The 22,570-nt window shown below is 41.0% G+C and carries 17 protein-coding genes and 1 pseudogene; 3 read left to right on the top strand and 15 right to left on the bottom strand.

All coding sequences use genetic code 11. From position 1 onward, the window contains the following. Positions 1 to 24: 24 nt before the first annotated feature. The 11 genes from ACESPO_RS01295 to ACESPO_RS01345 all read right to left on the bottom strand — a co-directional run bounded on the left by ACESPO_RS01295 (position 25) and on the right by ACESPO_RS01345 (position 15,224). On the bottom strand, positions 25 to 1,320 hold the full coding sequence (locus ACESPO_RS01295; RefSeq protein ID WP_008975736.1) for a methionine gamma-lyase family protein: 1,296 nt from the start codon (positions 1,318 to 1,320) through the stop codon (positions 25 to 27). Further along, positions 1,314 to 2,276: a tRNA (adenosine(37)-N6)-dimethylallyltransferase MiaA gene (gene miaA, locus ACESPO_RS01300; protein WP_009261845.1), complete on the bottom strand. Its 963-nt coding sequence runs from the start codon at positions 2,274 to 2,276 to the stop codon at positions 1,314 to 1,316. Before miaA ends, ACESPO_RS01295 begins: the two co-directional genes overlap by 7 nt. A gap of 27 nt (positions 2,277 to 2,303) precedes the next feature. Next, positions 2,304 to 3,269: an MraY family glycosyltransferase gene (locus tag ACESPO_RS01305; RefSeq protein ID WP_499788353.1), complete on the bottom strand. Its 966-nt coding sequence runs from the start codon at positions 3,267 to 3,269 to the stop codon at positions 2,304 to 2,306. A gap of 49 nt (positions 3,270 to 3,318) precedes the next feature. Further along, on the bottom strand, positions 3,319 to 5,394 hold the full coding sequence (gene mutL, locus ACESPO_RS01310) for a DNA mismatch repair endonuclease MutL (protein WP_270457012.1): 2,076 nt from the start codon (positions 5,392 to 5,394) through the stop codon (positions 3,319 to 3,321). An 18-nt stretch (positions 5,395 to 5,412) separates the two neighbouring features. After that, entirely contained in the window at positions 5,413 to 8,070 is a 2,658-nt protein-coding gene (gene mutS / locus ACESPO_RS01315) for a DNA mismatch repair protein MutS (protein ID WP_499788354.1), read from the bottom strand. Positions 8,071 to 9,082: 1,012 nt separating this feature from the next. Beyond that, on the bottom strand, positions 9,083 to 9,631 hold the full coding sequence (locus ACESPO_RS01320; protein WP_336304962.1) for an AAA family ATPase: 549 nt from the start codon (positions 9,629 to 9,631) through the stop codon (positions 9,083 to 9,085). Positions 9,632 to 9,704: 73 nt separating this feature from the next. Next, positions 9,705 to 10,109: a gamma-glutamylcyclotransferase family protein gene (locus ACESPO_RS01325; RefSeq protein WP_009261804.1), complete on the bottom strand. Its 405-nt coding sequence runs from the start codon at positions 10,107 to 10,109 to the stop codon at positions 9,705 to 9,707. Positions 10,110 to 10,162: 53 nt separating this feature from the next. Further along, on the bottom strand, positions 10,163 to 10,684 hold the full coding sequence (gene dcd / locus ACESPO_RS01330; RefSeq protein ID WP_009261803.1) for a dCTP deaminase: 522 nt from the start codon (positions 10,682 to 10,684) through the stop codon (positions 10,163 to 10,165). Positions 10,685 to 10,814: 130 nt separating this feature from the next. Further along, positions 10,815 to 11,231 carry a putative ABC transporter permease gene (locus tag ACESPO_RS01335; protein WP_409338801.1) on the bottom strand — a complete coding sequence of 139 codons (417 nt, stop codon included), beginning with the start codon at positions 11,229 to 11,231 and terminating at the stop codon, positions 10,815 to 10,817. Positions 11,232 to 11,311: 80 nt separating this feature from the next. Beyond that, positions 11,312 to 12,787, bottom strand: a complete 1,476-nt coding sequence (gene miaB, locus ACESPO_RS01340) for a tRNA (N6-isopentenyl adenosine(37)-C2)-methylthiotransferase MiaB (protein ID WP_009261801.1) — start codon at positions 12,785 to 12,787, stop codon at positions 11,312 to 11,314. Positions 12,788 to 12,941: 154 nt separating this feature from the next. Further along, positions 12,942 to 15,224 carry a glycoside hydrolase family 3 protein gene (locus tag ACESPO_RS01345; RefSeq protein WP_499788355.1) on the bottom strand — a complete coding sequence of 761 codons (2,283 nt, stop codon included), beginning with the start codon at positions 15,222 to 15,224 and terminating at the stop codon, positions 12,942 to 12,944. Between the two features lie 328 nt (positions 15,225 to 15,552). Here ACESPO_RS01345 and ACESPO_RS01350 point away from each other — a divergent pair, with 328 nt between their 5' ends. Further along, on the top strand, positions 15,553 to 17,046 hold the full coding sequence (locus ACESPO_RS01350) for an MFS transporter (protein WP_499788356.1): 1,494 nt from the start codon (positions 15,553 to 15,555) through the stop codon (positions 17,044 to 17,046). A 47-nt stretch (positions 17,047 to 17,093) separates the two neighbouring features. On the opposite strand, the gene ACESPO_RS01355 is transcribed toward ACESPO_RS01350, so the two are convergent. Further along, entirely contained in the window at positions 17,094 to 17,630 is a 537-nt protein-coding gene (locus tag ACESPO_RS01355; RefSeq protein WP_009261798.1) for a GNAT family N-acetyltransferase, read from the bottom strand. A gap of 85 nt (positions 17,631 to 17,715) precedes the next feature. Between ACESPO_RS01355 and ACESPO_RS01360 the strand changes: the two genes are divergently transcribed. After that, the gene (locus ACESPO_RS01360) at positions 17,716 to 18,525 is read left to right on the top strand and encodes a MerR family transcriptional regulator (protein ID WP_016438963.1); all 810 of its coding nucleotides are present in this window, start codon (positions 17,716 to 17,718) and stop codon (positions 18,523 to 18,525) included. Positions 18,526 to 18,559: 34 nt separating this feature from the next. Here the strand turns inward: ACESPO_RS01360 and ACESPO_RS01365 are convergent, their stop codons facing one another. Beyond that, entirely contained in the window at positions 18,560 to 19,933 is a 1,374-nt protein-coding gene (locus ACESPO_RS01365) for an MATE family efflux transporter (RefSeq protein ID WP_147322476.1), read from the bottom strand. A gap of 213 nt (positions 19,934 to 20,146) precedes the next feature. Then, positions 20,147 to 20,458 (bottom strand): annotated as a pseudogene (locus ACESPO_RS01370) (GTP pyrophosphokinase); the annotation flags it as partial. Positions 20,459 to 20,680: 222 nt separating this feature from the next. Between ACESPO_RS01370 and ACESPO_RS01375 the strand changes: the two are divergent. Next, entirely contained in the window at positions 20,681 to 21,997 is a 1,317-nt protein-coding gene (locus tag ACESPO_RS01375) for a hypothetical protein (protein ID WP_317344349.1), read from the top strand. On the opposite strand, the gene ACESPO_RS01380 is transcribed toward ACESPO_RS01375, so the two are convergent. Next, positions 21,994 to 22,542 (bottom strand): GNAT family N-acetyltransferase, encoded by a 549-nt coding sequence (locus tag ACESPO_RS01380; protein WP_009261793.1) that lies wholly within the window; start codon positions 22,540 to 22,542, stop codon positions 21,994 to 21,996. The two genes, ACESPO_RS01375 and ACESPO_RS01380, sit on opposite strands and share 4 nt — an antisense overlap. Positions 22,543 to 22,570 lie beyond the last annotated feature (28 nt).

Genomic DNA, 22,570 nt, shown 5'->3' on the forward strand with positions numbered 1-22,570 from the left:
GATTTTCTTTTCCTTATATGCTTCTTATAGTGTAACAAGACCTTTGTCTACCATTTTCTGAAGCGACATTAAAATTCCAAATTTTGCATGTTCCCATGTAAGCCCCCCTTGGAAATAAACTGCATATGGTGGCTTGATCGGACCGTCAGCACTCAATTCAATAGAAGATCCCTGCACAAAAGCGCCGGCAGCCATGATCACATCACTGTCATATCCAGGCATTGCCCATGGCTCAGGTGTGACATAACTGTCTACAGGGGCAGCTGCCTGAATTCCCTGACAAAATGCGATCACACCTTCCGGTGTCCCAAGAGTCACAGCTTGTATAATATCATGTCTGCTCTCACTTCCATTTGGAACAACTGAAAATCCAAGTTTTTCATAAATATTGGCAGCAAACACAGCTCCCTTTAAAGCACCTTTTACAACTGTTGGTGCAAGGAAAAATCCTTGATAAAAGTCTTTCATCACTCCAAGGGAAGCTCCTACTTCTTTCCCAAGTCCCGGAGAAGTTAAGCGGTACGCACACTGATCAATATATTCCTGCTTTCCGACAACATATCCGCCGATCGGAGCAAGTCCGCCCCCTGGATTTTTAATCAGAGATCCTACCATCAGATCCGCGCCGACATCACTTGGTTCCATCCGCTCCACAAACTCTCCATAACAGTTATCTACCATACAGATTACATCTGGTTTGATCCCCTTGACAAATGCGATCAGCTCTCCGATCTGTTTTACTGAAAAACTCGGGCGGGTCTGATACCCTTTGGAGCGCTGAATGGTGACCAGTTTTGTCTTCTCATTGATTGCAGCTTTGATTGCCGGATAATCAAAGGTTCCATCTGAGAGCAGATCTACCTGGCGGTATGTAACTCCATATTCCGCAAGAGAACCTTTGGATGGACGGATTCCAATTACTTCTTCCAGCGTATCATATGGTTTCCCGACAGGGGAAAGCAATTCGTCTCCTGGTCTCAAATTTGCACTTAAAGTCAATGCAAGCGCATGCGTTCCACAAGTAATCTGCGGACGGACAAGCGCAGCTTCTGTATGGAATGTATGTGCATAGACTTCCTCCAGCGTATCCCTTCCCTGATCATTGTATCCATATCCACTTACATAGTTAAAGCACCCTTCACTGACTCTGCATTCCTGCATCGCCTGTACCACTTTCAACTGATTATATTCTGCTGTCTGATCAATTTCTTCAAACCGCTCCTGTAATGTTTTTTCAATTTCACTGCCAAATGCATAGACTTCTCTGGAAATCCCCAGTGTCTCATAAATAGCAGCCACTGTCTGTTTTTCTTCTAACATGGAAGATTCATCCTTTCTTTGATACTTTCTAGCAAACTTTGTAATAATTTTTTGTCATCATAATTCAACTCATCTTTCTGAACCCAGATTACATCACGCTCTCTTTTAAACCAAGTCAGCTGTCTTTTTGCGAAGTGTCTTGTATCCCGCTTAATAATATAGACAGCCTCCTCAAGAGAACAGTCCCCCTCCAGATACGAAAAGATTTCTTTATATCCAAGCCCCTGCATCGAGACCATCTGTTTTGTACAGCCTCTCTCTTTTAACGTCTGTACTTCCTGAACAAGACCGTTTCGGATCATCTGATCCACCCGTTGGTCAATCCGTTCATATAGACATTCTCGTCGGTCATTTAAAACAAAGTAACAGAACTGATAAGGAGACTCTTTTTGTCTTTCCCGCTCATTGTGTTCGGAAATCTTCTGTCCTGTCTGGTGATAAAATTCCAGTGCACGGATCACGCGCTTTATATTATTCGCATGGATTTCTTCTGCTGATTTCGGGTCGACCATGGCAAGTTGTCCATGGAGATATGCGGCTCCTTTTTCCTTTGCAAGTGCCTCCAGCTTCTCTCGATATACACTGTCTCCTTCATTTTCAGTGAAATCAATGTCATATAAAAGTGCCTGGATGTAAAATCCGGTTCCACCGACAATAATTGGTATTTTGCCTCTGGAATAAATATCTGCCATTGCCGCCTTTGCCATCTGTTGAAACCGTACCACATGAAATTCCTCTTCCGGTTCCAGAACGTCAATCAGATAATGTGGAACATCTGCCATCTCTTCTTTTGTAATTTTTGCAGAACCGATATCCATATGTCGGTAAACCTGCATAGAATCAGCGGAGATAATTTCTCCGCCGATTGCTTTTGCCAGTCCGATCGATGCCTTCGTTTTTCCGACAGCAGTCGGACCGGTCAATATGATCAATGGTTTTTTTTCTGTATCTATCATAGCCACCTCATAATCTACTCCTGTTGATTACAACATAAGCATGTAAATTGTTGCCACAGAAATTACGATTTGAATGATTCCAAACCGGAAAACAGTCTGTGTGTTCGACCAGTCCCACACTTTTCGCACATGATCATGTAGGGGAGTCCGAACATTTGTTAAGATCTTGATCTTCAAGAAACGAAGCAATGCTACTTTGACAATCCCGATTCCTCCATCTGCAATCAGCACGAATGCAGCGAAAATATATAAAAATGGACTTTCTGTCTTTAACGCTGCGATTGCAATAAAAATTCCCATCGCTCGGGATCCTGCATCCCCCATCATCAGATGGCTCGGAGCAGCATTGTACCACAGATACCCAAGCAAACAGATTACAAACAGCAAGATCAAATAAGAGAAGTTGTCTGTTGTCCCTTTCATCCCTTTTACAATATAAAGTGTGATTAACGTGATGATCGTCAACGTAGCAGAAAGGCCGTCTACTCCATCAGAGCAGTTTGTCACGTTGATAGACACCCAGATCAAAACGATCGAGAGCAGACAAAATACAACCGGAGGAATTGTCACAGAGATTCCTGGAATTGCAAATTCAATCGTGCTGGAATTGTAGTGCATAAAGGTAAGCGAAAGCACTACAGCAACCAAAAGATCGAGTAACCCTTTCTTATACTCATTCCACGGCTTTTCTGAGGCGTCATCCAGATAGCCAGTCAGCATCTCCGCAATGACAAGCACAATGTAAATGACGATCTCGACAGAAAGTTCCGAGAACAGTAGTGCCGCTGCCGCAAATACAAGAATAAAAATGATCCCGGCTCCTCTTGGCTTTCCTGCAGAAAGCTTTCCCTCATGGGCAAAATCTCTGCCGGCATCTTTTGGAAGTAAATAGTTAAATTTGGTAATGCAGACACAAGTCATCAAAAATGCTGCCATAAGACCGATTCCTGCAAATAAAGAATAAAAATTTTCACTGATTATAAAGTTTATCATTTGTCCTTCCCCTGTTTCCTATACTATAATATTTTTACAAAATAAGATGCTATACGATTCTTTTAAATTTTTTCTCCAGCTCGCGTTTTGTCATCGCAATGATCGTTGGTCTTCCATGTGGACAATGATATGGGTTGTCCAGTTCTAAAAGTTCTCCGATCAGCGCATCCACTTCTCTGCCAGAAAGCCTGGAGTTCCCTTTTACCGCAGCCTTACATGACATCGAAGCAATTTTCTCCAGAACAATATCCGGTGCAAGATTTGTAGAAATACTGTCTGACAGGCTGTCTAACATTTCGATCAGCAGGTCTTTTTTTGCAATACTGAACAGATTGTCTGGAACTGCACGGACTGCATAGGAATCCCCTCCAAAAGGCTCGATCTCAAATCCAATCTTTGTAAAATTTTCCATATGTTCTGATAAAAGCTGTTCCTCCTGCATCGACAGATTCAGAACGATTGGCGGACTGATCCGCTGCGAAGTGAACTGCTTTTCCTTCATCCGTTTCAAAGTCCGTTCATACAGCACACGTTCATGAGCGGCATGTTGATCGATAATATACATCTGATCTCGGTATTCTACAATCCAATATGTTTCAAACACTTGTCCTACTAAAGTATATTCCTGTTTTGCTTCTTTTGACAATAGCTTTTGATCAAAAAAATTTAGTTGTGTATCCTCTTCCGCCTCTTTCGGTGTTTGCAACCGTGCGATTTCTTGTGGCGTTTCTTGTAGATTTTCCCTTTTATCTTCTTTTCTATATATTTTTTCCTGCACTTTTTCAGACTGTCCGAATTGCTTTTTTTGTTCTGCCCGATATGCCGCAGCCTCTTTGATCCTATCAGTGGATAATTGATTTCTATAAAGCCCTCCTCGGTCTTTCACTTCTGCCTGAGAACTCTGATTGTGATAGGCAGTGACACGTTCCCGCATCTTCTTCATAAAATAATCTAGATTTTTCTCTTCAGAAGGAGCTTCTGCATACCGCGCTTCCTGCGGAAGTTTCTCCACAAAAACTTTTTCATTTTTTTTATCTGGTAAAACGTCTGGAACAGATGGCGAGACCGCTTTTTCTAAGAACGTACTCTTTTGGGAAACCGGTTCCGCCACCGATAATTCCACCCGTGGAATCAATTCTTTTTCGCTCAAAGCATCCTTCAGTGTATTGTAAATAAAATTATACACTTCCTGTTGTTTGCTAAAACGGACTTCCATTTTTGTTGGATGGACATTTACATCCAGATCTGTTCCGTCTATCGTGAAGTGTAACACAGTAAACGGATACTTATGCTGCATCGTAAACCCCTTATAGGCATCTTCGATTGCTTTTGCAATTATGCTGCTCTTTACATATCTTCCGTTGATATAGTAATTTTCATAATTTCTGTTTCCTCTGGAAATCAGAGGTTTTCCAATATATCCCCGGATTGCAACTCCGTTTGCCTTTGCATTGATTTCGAGCAGGTTTCCGGTAATATCCCTTCCATAAATATGGTAAATAACATCCTTCAGCCTGCCGTTTCCGGATGTGTGAAGTTTTGGCTGCCCGTTTGTGAGAAATTGAAACGAGATTTCCGGATGAGACAGCGCCAATCGCGTGATCAATTCACTGACATGGCTTGCTTCTGTCATCGGAGTTTTCAGAAACTTCCGCCGTGCCGGCGTGTTGAAAAAAATCTGACGGACAAAAAAAGTCGTTCCATCTGGCATTCCTATTTCTTCCAATGATTTTTCTGATCCGCCTTCAATTCGGTACTGTATGCCCGCATCTGCCTCCTTCACCTTTGTACGAAGCTCCACTTGCGCGATCGCCGCAATGCTCGAAAGCGCTTCTCCGCGAAAACCAAGGGAAGCAATTCCAGTCAAGTCCTCCACAGAGCGTATTTTACTTGTCGAATGCCTTAAAAAGGCAAGCGGAACTTCTTCCTTTGGAATTCCACATCCATTGTCTGCAATGCGGATCAGAGAGATTCCGCCGTCTTTGATCTCCACGGTAATGGCAGTGGCTTTCGCATCAATTGCATTTTCCACCAGTTCTTTTACAATCGATGCCGGGCGTTCGATCACCTCTCCCGCCGCAATCTTATCGATCGTAACCTGATCTAAGACTTGAATATTTGGCATATCTGCTCCTTTCTCCGACTATTTCCACCGGTTCTTCAATTTATTCTGCAACCGGTAAATGGTATTTAAAGCATCCATCGGCGTCAGATTCGACACATCAATTTCTTTTAGTTCTTCTAATACATCGTCATCCTTGACCGTATCAAACAATGAGATCTGTGCCAGATCTACTTCATCATATTTTTTCTGGCGTGCTTTCGCCTCGCTTCCTTGCGCAGAAATCTCACGCACCTTTGTCGTAATATCTGCCTCACTTAATTCTCCGACAATTTCTTTTGCACGTGCAATGACGGATTCCGGTACCCCCGCAAGTTTTGCAACCTGGATCCCATAACTCTTATCCGCACCACCTTTTACAATCTTTCTCAAGAAGACAATATCATCTCCCTGCTCTTTGACTGCAATACAATAATTGTTCACGCTGTCAAGCTTTCCTTCCAGTTCCGTCAGTTCATGGTAATGTGTCGCAAACAAGGTTTTAGCTCCAAGCAGTTTTTTATTACTGATATGTTCCACAACTGCCCATGCGATGCTCAATCCGTCAAACGTACTCGTTCCCCGTCCGATTTCATCTAAGATCAACAGGCTGCTGCTTGTGGCATTTCGCAGAATATTTGCAACTTCGGTCATTTCAACCATAAAAGTACTCTGTCCGGACGCAAGGTCATCTGATGCGCCGACTCTCGTAAAAATACGGTCACAGATTCCGATATTGGCACTATCTGCCGGAACAAATGACCCGATCTGTGCCATCAAAACAATCAGCGCAGACTGGCGCATATATGTAGATTTTCCTGCCATATTCGGACCAGTGATGATGGAAACACGATTTTTCTTATCATCCAACAGTGTATCATTTGCGATAAACATATTGTCCGGTGTCATTTTCTCCACAACCGGGTGTCTGCCGCCCTTGATGTCAATCAGTCCTTTCTCGTTGATCTTCGGTCGGACATAATTGTTCCGCTCTGCCACAAGAGCAAGAGACGTAAATACATCAATTTTTGCGACGGCCTTCGCTGTTTTCTGGACACGAAGCACTTCAGATGCAATTCGGTCGCGCACTTTACAATACAGAGTATATTCAAGCGCATACAGCTTGTCTTCTGCACCGAGGATTGTATCTTCCAACTCTTTTAATCTTGGAGTAATGAAACGCTCCGCATTGGCAAGTGTCTGCTTTCTCGTATAATAATCTGGTACTAGTTCTTTGTAAGCGTTTGTGACTTCCAAATAGTATCCAAATACTTTGTTATATTTCACTTTCAAATTCCGAATGCCAGTCTTCTCTCGCTCTTCCTCCTCCAGCTGTGCAAGCCAGTTCTTTCCTTCTGTTTTTGCCTGTCGTAGCATATCCACATCCGCATCATATCCATCTTTGATAATACCGCCTTCTTTCATCGCAAGCGGGGGTTCTTCCATGATGGATTCATTCAAAAGCTGATAAAGATCTTCCAGTGTATCCAACTCTTCACAAATCTGCTGTAAAAGTTCTCCGTGCATTTCTGTTAAAAGGTATTTGATATGCGGCAACATTTCCAGAGAATTGCGGAAAGAAATCAAATCTCTTGGATTCGCAGACTGATATGTCACACGGCTGATCAGACGTTCCAGATCATAGACCGGAGATAAATATTCCCGGATCTCCTCACGAGAAATTGCTTTGTCTTTTAATTCTTCTACCGCCTCCAGCCTCTGTTCAATCTCATGCCGGTCAATCAGCGGCTGTTCAATATAACTTCTAAGCATTCTGGCGCCCATAGCCGTTTTCGTCTTATCCAGCACCCATAAAAGAGAGCCTCTTTTTTGTTTTTCACGCAACGTCTCACACAACTCCAGGTTTCTTCGGGAAGAGCTGTCCAATAACATATATCTCCCTGTCGCATATCCTGTAATATGTGTGATATGAGAAAGCGATGTCTTCTGAGTCTCATAGAGATATTTCAAAAGAGCTCCTGCTGCGATCACACCACAGTTATAATCTCCAAGTCCCATGCCTTCCAGCGAAGCTGCATGAAAATGTTCTTTTAAAATACGTGCACACATTTCATCATCAAAGAAATGCGTATCGATCGAATAGATCATCATTCCAAGACGATGTCTCAAATCGTCCAGATCAAGTCCGCTCATATAGAAGGATTCATTGCAAATAATCTCAGAAGGTGAAAATTTATGAATCTCATCCAAAAGCTTCCGTCCACTGTCAAGTTCTGTCACAAAATAATCCCCGGTAGACACATCTGCCACCGCCAGTCCATAGCAATCGGCGATATATACAATACACATGATATAATTATTCTTTGTCTCATCGAGTGCCTGCGCATTCATATTAGTGCCTGCAGTTACAACACGCACAACTTCTCGCTTGACAATGCCCTTCGCCTGTTGCGGATCTTCTACTTGTTCACAGATTGCAACCTTATATCCCTTTTCCACAAGCCGGTTCAGATAACTATCCACAGAGTGATACGGAATACCGCACATCGGCGCACGTTCCTCTAATCCACAATTTTTTCCGGTCAGTGTAATTTCCAGTTCCTTGGACGCCGTAATGGCATCGTCAAAAAACATTTCATAAAAGTCACCAAGTCTGTAAAATAAAATACAGTCAGAATATTGTTTCTTCGTCTCCATATACTGCTGCATCATTGGTGTTAAACACTTAGTATCAATCATTTTTCCTTATTTTTAAGCATTTCTAGACGTTAACCCGCATCGACTCATGCCACGTCCTATGCTTTTCCTTTTTTTATTTTTACCTATATAATTGTCCTCCTTATCTCTTAATATCATTTCTATAAGAAACAAAGATGCTAATTATGTACGGTTATCATCTTATCAAATTTTCAACTGTTATTCAAGATAAAACCGATTCTTGATAATGTCTGCTGACTGATTCCTAAATTTGTAGTACAGCCTTGCAGCCCTAGATCTTTGTAGTCGCGATAACACCGTACTGTATACCGTTAACTTTACCTCAAGCTGGCTATTTGAATAGATTAAAAATAGCTTCCCCCAATTCCGTCTCAGACAGGGCTTATTAATTTCATTGTCTTTCGACAGAGAAAAGTAAAAGCACAAAGATTCATTAATAACAACACCCATGCAGAAATATTTTGATTGTACCTTTTACAAATAATTTATGTACAGTTTACTTAAATGCGGTGGCAAAAGTACCCTTGATTGATGTATAAAGAAAATGTTGGATCAGACATGGTGGAAGAACGCACAAATGTAGATTTTCTTAGATTCCAGTCATACTTATTCTTTATGACATACGTATGCGGAATATATTTTTTAATCATCTGGTAAATTGTCAGGCATTAGGAGAAGCCATTATGAGCATATCATTTTTCTTTAGATGTTTTATATATACTTTGCTAGTCTCCATCATGGTTTACGGAGGAAATTTACGAAAAATAGGAATTTTCGCATGGAGAATAGGAATTGTGTATTCTATTTTCGATTTAATTTTGGTATTTTTCATATCAGAACCTTGGGGAAACAGGACATTTACATTTTTATTGTTATTACAATGTATTTTAGTTATGCCATTAGTGTCACCACTAAATACCTGTGATTTCTGTGGGCATCGCATGTATTGGCATACGATTTTTTCTAATAAATGTCCACATTGTGGTGAAAAAATATAATAAATAACAGGAAGATAAAGCCTCTGAAATCCACTTTATCTTCCTAATCCTTTCCATTTTTCAATAATGATGTTTGCATTATTCTCAAGACTATCTGTCCCGTCCAATTCCAACTTCAGGCAAGACATTTCATCCATCCATTTTCTCTGCCCATGCAGATTTGGAGAACCATCCTTCTCGTAGCGGCGATTACTTTCTAAAAATCGCATATGATTTTCATACAAGTCGCCTCCTTCAAGTATTCTTCCTCCAAAACGTTCCAATGCGCGGTTATGTACTCGCTGTACACGAATGTCAGGTTCGACATAAAGAAAAACCATCATCTCAAACTTGTCATCAAATGCATAATGGAAAGAACTCATCGAACCAGCCATCACAAAATATTCATAGGGCAAAATATCATTGCTCAATCTGCTAATCTTTTCTTCATGACTATACATAACAGTATATGGTTCTTTAGTATCTTTTCTCCAAATATAATCGTCCACATCAAAGTAAGGGTAGCCTAGCTGAGCGGCGACAAATCTGCCCAATGTAGTTTTTCCACTTCCTGATGGTCCAATAATCATTATCCCTGTTGACATCTATGATCCTCCCAAAAAATAAGATAAGTACATTTCCAATCGCTTTTTTATCTTCTCCAATTTCATAGTTCTGCTACTCCACATATTTCCGATAATCGTTACATGTGATTCTCTGATCTAACAGTGCTCTGTTTTTCTCATTTCTAATGTTGTAAAAATAGACTGGAACCTCGCCGATTTCGCTTCCGTCTTCTGCATATGCCATTACAAACTTTTTATCATATTCATTCTCCGGGTGTCCTTCCCCAAAATAGCTTTCCAACTCATCAATCTTCTTTAATGTCTGTTCAGATACTTCGTGTATCTCTCCGGCAATTCTTTCTTTCCCCTCAATCAGCGCCGGATATCTTCTTCCTTTCAGACTATAAAGAAGCCCATCTACATAGGCTTTTTGACGGTATGAGTCCTCTGCGCTGCAGTAAATCTCATAATTGTACATCCCCTTTAAAAGTGTTCCATATACAAAAATCTGATGCATCTTTTTCCTCCCAAATGTATCCTCATTCTTTGTGTCTTCTATGTTACTGATTCCTATTTTAAAAAATCTTTGTACAGCATACTGGACTGGATTCCTTTGTTATTCTGATATTTTCCACTCTGATAACAGTCATACTCTCCATGAATATCGTGGTAATAGATTTGGCAGACTTCTACATTCGGATAAATCCGGATTGGCTGTACACAAAAAATTTCTAATGTCCAGTAGCCTGCAAAACCAACATCTCCAAATCCTGCTGTCACATGGATAAAAAGCCCGAGACGTCCCGTAGAGGAGCGACCCTCTAGCATTGGCACAAACCCTTCTGTTTTTGTAAATTCGTTCGTCCGTCCAAGATATAGTTTATGTGGTTCCAACAGAAGACCCTCCTCGGGAATTACTATCTTTCTGACGGCATGATCCTTTTTCATATCCAAAACCTCATCTTCATAGACAAGCAGTTCATTTGCCAATGACAGATTATAACTGTTAGGATTTAATCTATTCTCATCAAACGGCTCAATCTGGATCTCTTTCCCTATGTGTTTTAAAATTTCCTTTCCTGACAGAATCATTTTTTTATCCCTCCTATCAACATGTTTTCAATCAAAAAATAAAGTGTTCTTTGTTTGCTGCTATCTCTCTATGATTCTGAATACAAATTTTCAACAATGCCTTCCCATTTAAAACAGCAGAAAATTGCACCTACAAAATATGGAACGATGGTTTTTCTTCCCCATACAGAATATGCAGAAGGAAACTGCTCAGAAATATTCCGATAACGCAAAGCCCCGAAAAAATAATCAGAAAAGGAACACAGACCTGACCAAACAGCTGCATCGGCTGATCACTATAATCCCATACATTGAGTCTGAGCCATTTATTTACAATGATCCCGGTGAAAAATTCTCCTGCTGCCACAAAGATCACGCAGCGAACCGTCTGGCGCCAAAGAGGATCTCTCCAGTGAACCATTTTCCCTTGCCATGCAATGAAACAGAGGCAGATTCCTCCCAGCACAAACATGGACCAGTGAGAAAAACCCCTGAAGATCATTTCAAATTCATAATAAATCGTACCGCCAAGCGCCCACAAAAACAAATATTCACTTACTTTTTTCAATCGTCTCTCTCCTGTCACACAAATTCTCCTTTTTATTGTGGACAAAAATCTGAAAATTATGACATCACAAAAGGAACCCACTATACACGGGTTCCAATATAATAAAATCCTTTACATGCATCCAGTCGCACCGACACAATTTTCCCAATCAACTCTTTTTCTCCCGGAAAATGTACAAGGATATTGTTGCTGAGTCTTCCGGTAACAAGCGCAGGATCATGGTCATTGACTGCCTCTACAAGAACAGACTGTGTCGTTCCTTCATGCACACTGCATACTTCCGCCGAGATGCTCTGCACTTCTTTTAGCAATCTGTCAAAACGGTCTTTGACAACATCTTCCGGAACTTGATTTTCCATCGCTGCCGCAGGTGTTCCTGTCCGCTTAGAGTAGATAAATGTAAATGCACTGTCATAGCGAACCTTCTTTACAACATCCATTGTCTCCAGGAAATCTTCTTCTGTCTCTCCCGGAAATCCAACAATAATATCCGTTGTCAGCGAAATATCCGGCACAGCTTCTTTGATCTTACGCACAAGTTCCAGATACTGTTCTTTTGTGTAGCGTCTATTCATCTTCTTTAAGATCTCTGTACTTCCTGACTGCACCGGCAGATGAAGGTGTTTGCAGATTTTCTTAGAATGTTTCATCACTTCAATCAATTCGTCAGAGAGATCCTTTGGATGAGATGTCATAAAACGAATTCGTTCCAATCCCTCGATCTTCTCAATTTCGGTAAGAAGCTGTGCAAAGGTCATCGGATGTTCCAGTGTCTTTCCGTAAGAATTTACATTCTGACCAAGCAGCATCACTTCTACGACGCCATCTGCCACGAGCCCTTGGATCTCACGGATGATATCTTCCGGATTTCTGCTGCGTTCACGGCCACGCACATACGGCACGATACAGTAGCTACAGAAGTTGTTACAGCCAAACATAATATTGACACCGGATTTGAAAGAAAATTTCCGTTCACTCGGGAGATCTTCTACAATCTTGTCTGTATCTTTCCAAATGTCAATGACCATGCGCTGTGATTCCAGCCGTGTCACGATCAACTCTGCAAATTTATAAATATTATGTGTTCCGAAAATCAGGTCCACAAACCGGTAGCTTTTTTTGATCTTCTCCACGACTTCCGGTTCTTGCATCATGCAGCCACAAAGCCCGATCAACATATGCGGCTTTTGTTTTTTCACTCGATTTAACTGTCCAAGTCTTCCATATACGCGCATGTTAGCGTTTTCCCGCACAGTGCATGTATTGTAGATGACAAAATCCGCTTCCTCCTCGTTTGTTTCTTCCTGGTATCCGATTTGCTCTAATACTCCAAGAAGTTTTTCGGAATCCCGCGCATTCATCTGGCAGCCAAATGTTGTCGTGCACGCTGTCAGGGGACGACCCAGTTTTTCAGACTGTTCTTTCACCAGTTCGCGTGCTTTCTTCATAAACCAATATTGACGCATCGGCTCTGTTTCCGGTGCCGGCTGACTCAAATCCATTTGTTCAAGAATTTCTTCAATTTCTTGATTCTTATTTCGATTCTGTTCTCTCATAATCTTTTCCTTTCTCTGCTAAATAGCGGACAGAAACTGTATGCATTCTGCCAAAAGAGATCTCACAGTATCTGCCCGCTTCATATGAACTTATATTATAATCGAATTTTTTCCCTTTTTCAAGAAAAAGCTGCCAGTCTTCAACGTCTCCTAGCTAGTTTTCTTTCGGCAAATGATGTCCATACGTTCTGACACGCTCATCTGCAATGACTCCCTGCCAGTTCATTCCATAACCAAAATCATAGATATGCCCCTCGGTATCTCTGTGGCATTCCATATCAAACGGAACATCTTCCTGCTGTTCTTCCACGGTGCGCATATCTGCCGGAAGTTGCATTGGAAGGAGTCCTTCCGGTTCAAAGTTACCACTGAGCACCTCCAGCAGTGCATTTGACAGATCACCAAACATCGCAACAATCGCATCTGCCGCCGCTTCAAACTCCTTTACTACCATTGGACCAAGCATATTCACACAAACGATCACCGGTTTTTCGCCCATGAGCTCTCTTGTATGTAAAACAAGGTCCAAATCATCTTCGTTATTGACTGTTACGGTCTTTCCACGGTAAGTTCTATCCGGGAACTCATCATTTGGATCTTGGGCAATGCTATGTTCCCGCGCGTAAACGGCAGTGTATGGACGATATTGCAGACTGATTGGGAGATACCCATTTCCACCGGCCTCTTTATCGCTGACATCATACCCACCTGCAAGTCCAAATGCAGCGCCATCAGGCTGACGAATGATACAAATTGCTGCATCCGCCTTTTCCGGATGATCCGTCACTGTGAAATATTTCTCCAGCAGTTCTTTGGAAATTGGACTGTCCCAGTGCTCCTCCATTTTCTGGCACATCCAGTCTACACTTTCCGGCCAGTGGATTTTCGGGACATAGACTTTCATTTTCTTTTGCAACGGAAGTACATTTTCTTTGTTTTTCAACATGACAATTGATTTTTTCTGTGCGGCAAATCCTTCTTTCATATACTCTGCACAACCAACTGTTCTTGCGGATACTTCCGGGTCTAAATATGGATTCTCAAACAGTCCCACACGGAATATATTTTTCAGAAGCCGGACAGCAGACTGTTCCAAACGTTTTCTCATAAAGGTTTCGCCATGTTCTTTTACACCGATACGGTATGCATCAAGAACTGGCTCTTTTTCATTTAATCCGCCAAACTGATCGACGCCCGCCATCAAAATACGATAGCACCTCTCTCCTCTCGTCAGTTTTTCTGCTCCCCAGCATTTTCCTCCGTACAGATTTTCCAACGTAGATGCATCTTCTGTGATAGACCAGTCTGTACATACCACTTCATCATACTGATAGGTGTTTCTTAGCAGATCTGTAATTAGATATTTGCTGTAACCAGATCCTGCATTCTCATAATTACCTGCTTTTCCGTATACCGCTGTATAATATGGCATGACCGAACTTGCCTTTCCTGTTTTGCCATGGAGTTTAAAAGCGCCTTCTGTAAATGGAAGCAAATGCTCTTCAAAATTATCACCTGGATACACAGAATATTTTCCGGAACCAAAATGAGCATCCCTTCCGCCTTCTACCGCGCCTCCGCCTGGCCAGTGTTTTACCATAGTATTCACACTTTCATATCCCCATCCATCCGTGATCTCGCTGTCTCCTTCTGATGTCTGGAAGCCATCACAGTACGCCCGCGCGAGATCCGCTCCAAGCTTCGAACTCTCTCCGATGCTTCCAGCAAATCGTTTCCAGCGAGGTTCCGTGCAGAGATCGATCTGAGGAGATAATGCCGTCGTAATTCCAAGTCCCCGGTACTCTTTGGCTGCTATCTTTCCAAATTTCTCCATCAAAGCCGGATCAAAAGTCGCAGCAAGTCCCAGTGGTTCCGGCCAATGTGAAATATCTCCCCCGGCTCCGGCATCAAACTCAAATGTGACCGTTGTTCCATGCCTTGGATCCGAGCTGATTGCAACTGGAATTCCCCAAGGCAGTTCTTCTGCCAACGACTGGATATTATTATTCCACTTTGCAGCATCTGCCGCAGACTGAACCGAAATGATCAGAAGATGACGGATAAAGTCTTCTCTGAGAAAAATCTTCTGCTGGTCTGAGATTGCCGACACCGGAAGCCCGCTTTCCTGAATAGATTTCCCATTATAAGTCACTTCTCCGAAATACGGCATAGAAACTCCAGGGATAAATTGATGTCTGCTATAAAGCATCAGACCTGCAATCTGTTCTACGGACATGCGAGATGCCAGATCACTTGCTCTTTGCTCTGCCGGAAGTCTCCAATCCTCATAGGGATATAACTCTCCTGTCCCTGCAAGATCCTTGAAATATAATCCATCTTTTTCAATTAGTTTCATGCCAGACTGTTCAGACCAGCAAAGTTTTGGTCCGTCTGGATTCTGAATACTCTTTACTGTTGTTTCGTAATTCTGTTTCATAATAAATTACTTTCATTCTCTCAAAATTTGGCAGTACTTATTAATAATTTTACCTTTTTTATATAGATTTGCAATGCTTTTTATAAGATTTCGTTTTCGATGTAGTAAATTTTATTGTTTTTAATAAAATTTCAACCTAGTTTTTATTTATTTTTTTTAATTATATTTTTAGAGATCATTTTTTATTGTATGTTTTATGTATTTTTTGTTCTTTTTTAATGATTTTTATATATATTTTACTATAAACCCTATATTTTTTTCTAATGTCATTTGATTTTCAATGATACAATAGAAGAAAATCGTCACTCGCAAAGGAGGAATATGTATTATGGCATCAACAAATGCAAAGTATTACGGAGAAAATGGAATCCACCGGGTTCCGCTATGGCGTATTGCCGGATTCGCCGCAAATAATTTGGCAACAAATATGTATCTATTCTTAATGGGCTATGTCGCCTACTATCTGACAGGATTTGTAGGTGTTGCCGTCGTAACAGCATCTAGTTTTTCTATGGCAATGAGAGTCTGGGATGGTGTCACGGATCCATTTATTGGATATTTTGTAGACAAGACAAATGGTAAATTTGGGAAGAACCGCCCGTTTATGATTATCGGACAGATAATCCTCTGTGTGATGAGCTTTATTCTCTTCCATGTCACACATCGGCTTCCGGAAAATACAGCTATCCGATTCGGATTTTTTATTGTAATTTCTGCAATTTACTATATCGGATACACTTTCCAATGTGTCGTGACAAAATCAGCACAGACTTGTCTTACAAACGATCCGAAACAGAGACCTCTGTTTTCCATTTTTGATGGTGTTTACAATTCTTTGTTATGGACAATCATGGCTGTTATAGCGGCAAAGCTCAGTACAAAATACGGATCTTTTTACAGCGTTGATCTTTTCCATGATCTGTGGGTAATCATAGCGATCGGAAGTGCAATTGCAACCGTGATCGCAGTCATTTCTATCGCCCCAAAAGATCGCACAGAGTTTTTCGGAACTGGAAAATCTGAGCGAATCCGCGCAAAGGATTACTGGGATATCTTAAAGAACAACAGAGCAATCCAAATGCTTGTCGTGGCAGCTTCTACAGATAAACTTGCAGGAAACGCCCGCACAACAACTGTTCAGATTGTCATGTTCGGAATTGTTGCCGGCAATTTTGCAATCAGCGGAACTATCATGGGATATATCACAATTCCTGCTATGATTCTGATGATGTTTGGTATCGGTACACTCGCCACCCGCTTAGGTCAGCGCAAAGGAATGTTGATCGGAAGTATCGGCGGAATTATCATGAACGTACTGCTTGCACTCCTCTGGCTCTTTGGAGATGCTACAACAATGGTGAATGCAAAAGGCGGTCTTGCATTTGGAGTCTTTACGATTTTACATATCGTTCTTTCCATTGCTGCAACTGGATTTACAGGTCTTTCTGGAAGTATCGTAATTCCTATGACAGCAGATTGTGCCGATTACGAAGTATACCGCTCCGGCCGTTACGTTCCGGGGCTGATGGGAACTCTGTTCAGCTTTGTTGACAAATTGATTTCCTCCCTTGCTCCATTGATTGCAGGATTGCTATTTGCAATGGTAGGATTTAAAGATACCCTTCCAGATGTAAATACACCGTATACACCTTCTTTGCATTATGTAGGGGTATTCTTATGCTATGGAATCGTAATTCTCGGATTAATCTGCAACCTGGTTGCAATGAAATACTATCCTTTAACAAAAGAAAAAATGGAGGAAATCCAAACAGAGATCGCACGGATCAAAGCACAAAATCTCCAAAATACTGAAACTGCTTAAAAAGAAACAGGGTTGCTGCACTACTGCCGCAACCCTGTTTGTATCTTCTATTTTACAATCTTGATTTTAGATAATTTAAAAAGCAATTTTCCAAGCACATATCTTTGCAGGCAAATATAATCTTCCTGTGAAACTTTGCCTCTATAATTTAATACTTCCAACTCTCCACTCACTCCTTCAATAAAAATATCAGAAGAAGTGAATCCATTTTTGAGATAAAATCTTCTTCGCGCAACTCTTTGTTCTCTGTTTTGTGCCTGATCATCTAACCGCTCAATCAAAAGAACAATTTTCTTTCCGGCATAATGCCTACATACATTTTGCATAATATAACTTCCAGTACCTTTGCTCCGTATCTTTGAAGATACTGCCAGATAATCAACCATAACCATATCTTTGTACGGAATCAGTACGGTAAATCCTAAAAGTTCTCCTCCCTCTGTCGCTGTCATCACAACTGCTTTTCCCTTTTTCACAGATCTTCTCAGTATAAAATACGGCTTTCTCTCCTGCTTTGGAAAAGCCTCCAAGTAAATCTCCTTTATATTTGCCCATTGCTGTTCATTTGCAAGTGTAAATTCCATCATATCCTCCTTCTTGTGATTGCTTTCTCTTTTCCTCTCGTGTATTATAGAATGTACAGTAACTGTACAGTCAAGAGGTGTTTTTATGAATCATAAAAAATATTTATATTCTTCCGGAGAGTTTGCAAAATTCACTGGTATCAACAAGCGAACTTTGCATTATTATAATGAAATTGGATTATTTTGTCCGGAAGTCATTGGAGAAAATGGATACCATTACTACACTTGTTTCCAATTTGCACAATTGGAACTCATTCTTACTTTGCGAAAAATAGGACTTTCCCTGGATGAAATCCGGGAATATGTGACAACACCATCGGATGAATCGTTCTCCCAGATGATGATCAAAAAGAAAAAGCTGATCGATGAATCCATCAATCAGCTCTTATCCGTACAATCTTTTTTAGAACAAAAAGCAGAACGGTTAAAAATCGGCATGCAATCCAAACACGGTAAGATTGAGCGATGTACACTTCTCGAACGGAAACTTGTGCTCTCTGCACCAATCTCCGGAGATTATGATGAAGAAGATTTCTCTGTTGCGGCAGAGTTTTCTCTCCGCCTCAAAACTCTTTTTCATCTTTATGACAATTTTGGAAGTCGAATCTCGATGGAACAAATTGAAAAAAAATGTTTTCACCGCTACGATTCTTTTTTCGCTTACTGCCCACATGGTTCAAAGACATATGACGTAGTCCTTCCGGCTGGAAGTTATCTGAGAGCATATTGTATCGGCAGGTGGGAGCAGCTTCCGGCTATTTACCAATCCATTCTTTCATATGCACGCGCGCATCAACTCACACTCACTGGTTATGCTTACGAAGAAGGATTAAATGAAATGTCCATCAAAGATAAAAACGATTACATTACTATGATTACAGTGAAATGTGATTAGTTTTTACGGTGTCCTTCCATAGGTATTCTGACTCCTATGAGACTGCGACACCATTTTTTTCGATTTTCTTAAACAGCCTTGTAAGGACGAATATCGCCGCACCTGCAAGTACAAATTCTGCAATGAACTGTGCGTAAGCAAGTCCATAAAGCGGAAATACTTTGTTTAAGATATACAATGCCGGAATTTCCAGCACGATTTTTCTCATAATGCAGAAAATCAATGATTCTTTTCCCATTCCTACAGACTGGAAAACTCCAACTGCGAGGAAATCGATACACATAAATGGGAGACTCAGACAGAATCCTCTTAAAAAGCTTGCTCCATACGCAATGATCGCCTCATTTCCGATGAACAGACTTGTCAGTGGTCCAGAGAACAAATAATAAAGGGTCGCAACCGGAATCATGAATCCAACCGAAAGCGCCGCGCTAAAAAGGACAGTATGTTTCATTCTCTTATGATTTCCACTGGCATAATTGTAACTGATCAGCGGCATAATTCCCTGTGAAAGTCCCATTGCGATATACATCGGAACCATGTTGACTTTCTGTGTAATCCCCATCGCCGCAACAGCCTCAGATCCGAAAGCAGAAGTAAAATTATTTAGAATCGTCATTCCGGTTACATTTAAGAGATTCTGTATCGCAGCAGGAATTCCGACTCCGCATACACCAAATACGATTGCTTTCTGGAATCCAAACTGTGACGGATGGATGCAGACAAGTGTCTTTCCGCGTCTTTTATACATCAGCACAAAGAAGTAGAAACATGCCACACAGTTTGAGATAAATGTCGCAAGTCCGGCACCTTCCGCCCCCATATCCAGTCCCCATGGAAGGATAAAGATCGGATCTAACACAATGTTTAAAAGACATCCGCTCATTGTTCCAATACTGGCATGGAGCGAAGCACCCTCCGCACGGAACAAATATGCCATCACAACATTTAAAATTGCAGGAACTGCACCGAATGTAACCGTCCATCGCATATAAGCCCCCGTTGCTGCCGCTGTTTTCGCATCTGCTCCAAGCATTACAAGCAGTGGATTTTTGAATACTGTACATAACAGTGCAAAAATTACACCACAGATCAATGCACAGTAAAATCCAAATGCAGAACTTTTTTTCAATGTGTTATAATCCTTTTTCCCAAGCGAGCGGCTCATCATACTGGAACTTCCAACACCAAATAAGTTATTTGCCGCATTAAATGCCAAAAGCACCGGTCCTGCCAGTGTAACTGCTGCATTTTGTGTCGAATTGTTCAACATCCCGACAAAATAAGTATCTGCAAGGTTATAGATCACCATGACAAGCGAACTTAAGATCGTCGGAACCGCCAGCTGTGCCACCGCCTTCGGGATCGCTGTTTCTTCAAATAATTTTGTTTTCTGGGTATCTTGCATAATTTTTCCTTTCTCTTTTGTTTTCTTTTTATGCTGCTTCCTCTGCAGTTTTATCATTCCTTTGCATTCCTTTAAGCAGACACCCGATTATTATAACTCTTTTTTTTTCATACATACAAGAACAATTTTTTCTTTTCACCGGAACAATTTTTCAAAGTTTTCACAAAATCGCAAGCAAAATTGTTCCAACTATCATGCAGACATAGATTCTTCCTATATCTTGTTTCGAATTTTTTGCATTTTCATATCCAATTCTGCACTTTGATTTGCACAATACAATAATTCCTCTGCCAACTCCTTCTGCAAGTCCTCGGAAAGATTTTTCTTATATCTGATCTTGTGTTCAAGACTCGCCCAAAAATCCATGGCTATTGTCCGCAATTGTACTTCTACTTTCATATCTCTTTTTTCATCTTTTAAGAAAATAGGTACAGAGATGATCAGGTGCAGGGAGCGATATCCATTCGGCTTAGGTTTTTTAATATAGTCTTTGATTTCAATCAATGTAATATCATCCTGCTTCATAGCAGCCTGAGATTCTTGATTTTGTAGTATTTCCTTAATCTCCATTACAATTCTCCGTTCTTCTGGTGTATAGTTTTCTTTCATGCACATAGTATAGCATACTTCTCATATGAGCGTGAATGTCCTTTTTGCTTTTTGCCGTCTTTTCGCTGCTTGTAAAGATTTTTCGCTCATGGTACAATCAATCTAAAATAACTACTATACATACGGAGGAGATCTCTCATGACAAAACCGATCAAAACCCGAAAAAAATTACTTCTGTTTCTCGCAATTTTATATCTGTTTCTCGGACTTTTTTTCACACTGGCAGGATGTGTTTCGGGGAATCTCCTCTGTTTTCTTCTTTCGTGTATCATCTTCTTTCCCGCCAGTATCCTTCTTTTTGTACAGCTGTTCCTATTGGGCAAAAAAATTTTGTATACCGAAGAAGGTATCTGTATCCATGTTCCATTTCAGCGAGTATATACAGTTTTTTGGACAGAAATCGAATGTCTGATGCGTGTCGATCTGCGGGATCTTTCAAATTCTGATTCTGGCAAGACCTCTTTGGCACGCACACAAAACACAGAGCCGTCACACTACATTCTGATTTCCAAAAGCAGAAAACGTATTTGTGAAATCAAGGAAGATGATAAAAACTTTGAAAAAGTGCAAATGCTGTTGGAGACCTATGCAATTCCTACTCTGGATATCGCTGCTCTGCTTACAGATGGTGATGATGTTTTTCGGTATCTTCCAGCACTTCCATTTTTGACGAAGTGCAGCTGCCTTTTCGAACTCCATGCACAGACAACTTTAGAACAATTCCGGGGAAGTGTCTCTCTGGATACGATTAAAAAAGTAAGAAAACGGCTACGGATCCTTGGATGGCTTCTCATTCCCGCCGGGATTTTCAGCTCATTTTTAGAGGGAAAATTATATTTTCTCGCGCCAGTTTTGATCCTTGTCACTTTATGGTTTGTGTATATTCATTTTTATCCGTATATTTATCTGCTTCAGGGACACTTGTTGCCTTACGAAAAACCAGACAGTGAATTAGATTACTACATCCTCCCTCTCCCTGTCATGGGCGGATTTTTCACACTGTTTTTCTCTATCAACTATATATATTACCTTTTTATGTGCAGCGACTGGCAACTGTATCTGTATGCATGTTTCTTTGCAGTCCTCCTCTTGCTTCCATTTGCTGTTCATCAGCATAAGAAACAATTGAAGCAGCACTGGATGCGTACAGTTTCTGTCGTGCTCTCTGCGCTCATTCTTGGGATCGTACTTGTGCTTCCGGTCAACCGAATCCTGACATTTACACCTGCGAGCACGGAACATTTGATTGTTTTGAAAAAAGAATCCGGGAAATCTGGTTATAGAGTTGTATATGATTATTATTATGTCTATGCCGAACGGCAAGGGAAAACAGAGCGGCTTCAAGTAAGCAAATCTGCCTATCAGAACATAAAAATCGGCGGAACTGTTGAAGTCCGCCGATGGGAAAGTATCCTTGGATTTGACTACTGGGCAGCAGTAGCAGAAGATTCTTAAAGAATTTTACTCATTAGAATTTCATCTCGGTATGTACCATCTTTTAATTTGAACGCATTCTTCCAGATTCCGCACTGCTCAAATCCATACTTCTGGTACAGATGGATTGCCCGTTCATTATCTGCATAAACACCAAGTTCCATTTGCTCAAGCCCATTCTCTTTTGCCTGATGCAGCGCAAGTTTCATCAGGCTGCTTCCAATTCCCATTCCCCAGTGATCTCTGTCAATAGAAATTCCTATATTCGCCCGATGCTTATATTTCAAATGGTTCTTGACTACACGCACTTCTGCCTGACCAACAATCTTCCCATCGTTAATTGCAACAATCTGAAAATGGACTGGATGGTTCTGAATTTCCTTGATTCTTTCCACTTTCCCTTCGATATTGTAGAGAAGCTCCTCAGGATAGAGGGATGTAAAATAAGTTTCCTGCGCAATCGTACACTGATGCTGATAAAGTGCTTCTGCATCTTCTTTTTTCACTCCTCGATATATTACCTGATCTCCGGATTTACAAGAAATCACACACTCGCATACATTCATATTTCTACCTCCTAAGGTTCTTTTCTCG

It is taken from the genome of Coprococcus sp. HPP0074 (genome assembly GCF_964238105.1).
In the GTDB taxonomy this organism is placed as follows: domain Bacteria; phylum Bacillota; class Clostridia; order Lachnospirales; family Lachnospiraceae; genus Faecalimonas; species Faecalimonas umbilicata.